Genomic DNA, 4,640 nt, shown 5'->3' on the forward strand with positions numbered 1-4,640 from the left:
TTGCCGGAGGCCGCCGCGCAGATCCTCGGTGACGCGATGCCCCGTCGGATACGCCGCACGTTCGGACGCCGCCGACCGCGTGCGGCGGCGTTCAAGGTCGACTACGTGATCGACGGTGAGGTCGGCTGGACCGCGCCGGGCTGCGAGCGTGCCGGCACGGTCCATCTCGGCGGGACCTACACCGAGATCGCCGACGCAGAACGACAGGTGCTCGCCGGGACGATGCCGCAACGGCCGTTCACCCTGGTCGGGCAGCAGTGGCTCGCCGACCCGGGTCGCGCGGCCGGCAACCTGCATCCGTTGTGGGCGTACGCCCACGTACCCGCCGGATATGACGGTCCGGCGGCCGAGGCGATCACCGCGCAGATCGAACGATTCGCGCCGGGTTTCGTCGACCGCATCGTCGACATGCACGTCACCGCGCCCGCCCAACTGGCACAGGACAATCCGAACCAGGTGGCCGGTGACATCGGCGGCGGTCCGAATGATCTGCTGCACCTCGTGGCGCGGCCTCGGGCCACGGTGCGGCCGTACGGTACCGGCGTGGACGGGGTCTATCTGTGCTCGTCGTCGACCCCGCCGGGCGGTGGTGTGCACGGCATGTGCGGGTTTCACGCTGCCGGAGCGGCGCTTGCCGATCTCGATCGGTAACGGTGGGTGGTCGGGGCCGCGATGAACAGTGTGCGGCAGCAACGGACACGTCGTGTCGGGCGCGTCGCTGATGGTTCGCTGTGAGCTAGTCTCGGTTCGGGTTGGGGTGACCGCAACTCGCCACGTCCACCGAATATCGAGGGCCGATGCAGCAGGAAAATGACCGGATGTTGGTACAGCGAACTCTGTTCGCGGGGCCGAATCCCCGTGTGGTTCCGGGGATGTACGTCGACGCCAACGCCGCGTTGGTGCGTTCGGATCGGACCGCGGTCCGGATGGAGCCCGGTGCGATCCTCAGTACCAACACGTATTTCGGCCGTTTCGCCGCAAGCTACTGGCAGCGCTACACCACGGTCTCGTCGGTCCGGCTGGAGTTCGATCACGAGTGTGCGCCCGATGCGCTGTTGCGAGTAGAGGTCAAGGCCTCCGATCCGAGCGGCCGGTGGCGTCCGATCGACGCCGTCGAGGTGACCGGTCGTGGCCGGGCGGTTCTCGATCTCGATGTCCGGCGCTTCGTCGACGGTGGCGCAATCTGGTTCGACGCCACCGCAATCGGTGGTGGTGCACGGATCCGGGAGGTGACGTGGTCGGTGCCGCGGCCGCAGCGCAACCGGCTGATGTCGGTGGTGATGTGCACGCACAACCGCCCCGCCGACGCCATCTCGACGCTACTCACCCTGGCCTCGGACCCGGTGGCGCTGGACCTGATCGACTCGGTGTACGTCGTCGACCAGGGCACCGCGCGCGTCGACGCCCACGAAGACTTTCCGAAGGTCAAAGATGTTCTGGGGCCCAGGCTTCAGTACCTGATCCAGCCGAATCTCGGTGGTGCGGGAGGATTCAACCGCGGTATCCACGAGCTGACGAAGACCGGCGAATGTGAGACCGACATCGTCGTCATGGACGACGACATCCTCTGCGAGCCGGAGTCGGTGGTGCGACTGTCGGCGCTGGCCAACAATGCGTCCCGCCCGGTTATCGTCGGCGCGCAGATGCTGTTGTTGTCGGAGACCTATCGCGTGCACATGACCAGCGAATGGGAGGCTCTCGACGAGCTGAAGGCCGGAACTCCCGGTGCTTTCGGCAAGTCGGGGCTCAACGCGCTCAAGAAGCATCAGGATGCGCGCAGCGACGCCGGATGGAACGGCTGGTGGACGTGTCTGTTGCCGGCCGAGGCAGTGGTGGCCGCGGGGCTGTCGTTGCCGCTGTTCTTCCAATGGGACGACATCGAATTCGGCATCCGGGCCCGCAAGGCCGGGTTCGCGACGGTGACGCTGCCCAATGCCGGTGTGTGGCATGCCGATTTCCACCTGAAGGATTACGACGACTGGTCGCGATATTTCAGCTGGCGGAACGCGCTGATCGTCGCCTCGATCCACGGTCGGTTCGATCCGACGGAGGTCGCCACCACCGTGGCCCGCGAGATCACCGGGCACATCGTCTCGATGCAGTACGGACTGGCCGAGACATTCCTGCTTGCGGTGCGCGACTTCATGTCCGGCCCGTCGATACTCGCCGACGGTGGACGCACCAAACTCGCCGAGCTGTCGGAGCTGCGCTCGCACTATCCGGACACGGTGCGCCACGAAGCCGTCGAAGGGTTGGTCGGCGACCCGCGTATCGTCACCAAAGGCCATGAACCGCAGGACAACAAGCTCGACCAGGTGATGGTCAAGCGGGTGGTGCAGCAGGTGCTCGGTCGTGTCGGCGGTGGGCGGGTGGCCATCCCGGCACACAGCGCCCGCTGGTGGCATGTGGGTCTGTTCGCGGAGGCGATCGTCACCGACGCGTCGCAGACCGGCGTCCGAATCCGTCGGCGTGACAAGCAGATCGCAGTGCGACAGCTTCGCGAGCTCGCCACGCTGTGCCTGGACCTGCGTAAGAATGCACCGGCGTTGGCCGCGCAATGGCAGGCGGCGCTGCCGGAACTCACGAGTCATGAGAACTGGCAACGACTTTTCGACGGCGACTGAGGCGCCACGCACCGACCGGCGGCGATTACTCGTCGCCTGCTCGGTCGTCGGTGTGGTCGGTGTGCTGTTCTCGGCGCTGGGGTCGTGGCGTCCATCGTTCTGGTACGACGAAGCTGCCACCGTCTCGGCGGTCGATCGCAGCTACGCGCAACTGTTTTCGCTCGTGCACCACACCGACGGTGTGCACGCCCTGTACTATCTCCTGCTCAAGCCGTGGACGGCGCTCTTCGGGTTGTCGGAGTTCTCGGTGCGTTTCCCGTCGGCGATCGCGGTCGGCGCGGCCGCCGCTGCGTTGGTTGTGCTCGCGAATCGCTTGTGGGACCTGCCCTTCGGGGTGATGGCCGGGCTGGTGCTCCTCACCGTCCCGCGGGTGATGTGGGCGGGCAACGAGGCCCGGTCCTATGCGGGCACGCTGTTCTTGGCGGTCGTGCTGACCTGGTTGCTCGTCGCGGCCGCCGACCGTGGCCGATGGTGGTGGTTGGGCTACGGGGTCGTTGCGATCGTCGCCGTGGTGTGGTTCTTTCTCGCGGTCACCCTGCTCGCCGCGCATGCCGCTTACCTGGTGTTGCGGCAGCGCAGCGCATTTCGTGGCTTCGGTGTCACGGTGATCGCAGTGATGATCCTCGTGTCACCGTTCGCCTGGTGGGTCCACGGTCAGCGTGCGCAGATCTCGTGGATTCCGGAGATGTCGCTGCAGCGGGTGGTGACCTACGCCCTGTGGGAGTTCTTCGTCGGGTCGTGGCCGTATTTGATCGTCGCCGGTGTGGTGGTGGCCGTCGCGCTCGTGGCGGCGGTCTTGACGTGGTCGGTCGAGCGCGCCGGGCTGTTCGTGCTCGCCTGGTGTTGGCTGTTGATTCCGGCGGCGGTGGTCTTCGTCATCTCGTGGACCGGGACCCAGTTGTATGCCCCCAGGTATCTGGTGTTCACGGTGCCCGCCCTGGCCCTTCTGCTGGCGTGGTCGGCGAGGACGGTGGCCCGCGAGAACCGGTGGATCACCGTGGTCGTGCTGGTGGCGCTCGCAGCTGCCGCGACACCGGAATACCTCGCTCAGCGTGGCCCGTACGGCCGTATGGGCGGTACCGATTTCTCCGCCGTGGGTGACTACATCGGTGCTCACGCCGCTCCAGGGGATTGCGTCGCCTTCGATGGAGCGCCGTCGTGGAGCCCGGAGTCGCAACGGGTGGTGTTGCAGACCAAGCCGGGTGATTTCGCCGTCCTTCGCGACATCGGACCGAAAATCGATGCCGCGCAGTCGGGCCGACTGTGGGACGTCCCGACGCCGGTGTCGGCGTACCGAGTGTTCGCGCAGGGCTGCGCAGTGATGTGGGTGGTCACCGACGGCGAACGTTCACGCGCATCGGTGCTCTACCCCGGCGGCATGTCGGACTGGTTCTTCCAACCGTTCCACTTCACCAATTCGGAGCTCTACCGAGAGATCTCGGCCGCCGGACTCCACATCACCGGCCGCACCCAGTTCAATCACTCGCAGGTCGTGCGCATGCAGCGCTGAGCGGGACCGAACGCCCGCGCACGCTTTTCCCATCGCTCAGTCGGTCTCGAGGCTCGCCGCACGCGGCTCGCACCTCGACCATCGATTGAGGGAGTCGACGGCGATCGAATGATGCTGACGCCCTCCCACCCGACGGTCCTCCCACCCGGCGGCCCTTCCCACCCGATGGTCGAGGTGCCGAGGAGCGCCAGCGACGAGCCTCGAGACCCCTTGTGCCGACAGGCTTCCGGTCCACGGTGGTTCAGTTCCAGCTCTGCCGCAGGCGGTCTCGAGGCTCGCCGCACGCGGCTCGCACCTCGACCATCGGGGAAAGGCGACTTGCCATCGAAGGATGCTGACGCCCTTCCCACCCGATGGTCGAGGTGCCGAGGAGCGCCAGCGACGAGCCTCGAGACCCTTTGTGTCGAAGGGATTCCGGGCCACGGTGGCACGCGCACATCGACCATCGGGATGGGATTATCACTATGGAGTTCTCAAACAACAGATGCGGTCCCGGCCGGGCCGGG

The 4,640-nt window shown here is 66.6% G+C and carries 2 protein-coding genes and 1 pseudogene; all 3 read left to right on the forward strand.

Features of this window, described 5'->3' with window-relative positions; all coding sequences use genetic code 11:
• Nucleotides 1–651, forward strand: a pseudogene (locus B1964_RS01230) (NAD(P)/FAD-dependent oxidoreductase); the annotation flags it as partial.
• Nucleotides 652–797: 146 nt separating this feature from the next.
• Nucleotides 798–2,624, forward strand: a complete 1,827-nt coding sequence (locus B1964_RS01235; RefSeq protein WP_014358519.1) for a glycosyltransferase — start codon at nt 798–800, stop codon at nt 2,622–2,624.
• Nucleotides 2,590–4,134: a glycosyltransferase family 39 protein gene (locus tag B1964_RS01240; RefSeq protein WP_216354220.1), complete on the forward strand. Its 1,545-nt coding sequence runs from the start codon at nt 2,590–2,592 to the stop codon at nt 4,132–4,134. Before B1964_RS01235 ends, B1964_RS01240 begins: the two co-directional genes overlap by 35 nt.
• Nucleotides 4,135–4,640 lie beyond the last annotated feature (506 nt).

This window comes from Gordonia sp. i37 (assembly GCF_002043085.1).
Classification (GTDB): domain Bacteria; phylum Actinomycetota; class Actinomycetes; order Mycobacteriales; family Mycobacteriaceae; genus Gordonia; species Gordonia polyisoprenivorans.

What these genes read in the sequence shown, in the direction of transcription:
- B1964_RS01235 (WP_014358519.1), top strand. Translation starts at nt 798, where the DNA reads ATGCAGCAGGAAAATGACCGGATGTTGGTACAGCGAACTCTGTTCGCG.
- B1964_RS01240 (WP_216354220.1), top strand. Translation starts at nt 2,590, where the DNA reads ATGAGAACTGGCAACGACTTTTCGACGGCGACTGAGGCGCCACGCACC.